This window comes from Paenibacillus sp. Soil750 (assembly GCF_001428045.1).
In the GTDB taxonomy this organism is placed as follows: Bacteria; Bacillota; Bacilli; order Paenibacillales; family NBRC-103111; genus Paenibacillus_E; species Paenibacillus_E allorhizoplanae.
Genome location: NZ_LMSD01000026.1, coordinates 735 through 998 on the forward strand (window position 1 = coordinate 735; position 264 = coordinate 998).

1 protein-coding gene is annotated in these 264 nt (G+C 46.2%); it reads left to right on the plus strand.

Translation table 11 applies throughout. The features are described from left to right. Positions 1-264: Ig-like domain-containing protein (locus ASL11_RS37010; RefSeq protein WP_200962475.1), on the plus strand; the 264-nt coding region annotated here is incomplete at both ends.

The window sequence follows — 264 nt, forward strand, 5'->3', positions numbered from 1 at the left end:
GAATCCGGAATTGTAGGCACGATGACGATCAATATCGTTCCCGTATTGGTTTCTAGCATTGACGTGAGTAGCGAAGACAATGTAACAAGCATTCCCAATGGAAGTACACTTCAAATGAGTGCGAAAGTGTTACCAGGARATGYAACGAATGATTCCATAACATGGAGTGTGCAAGCAGGCACAGGAACAGCAACGATCAGTTCGACTGGTGAGTTGAGAGGAACTAGCCTAGGTACAGTCACAGTCAAGGCCACAGCGGTAGAT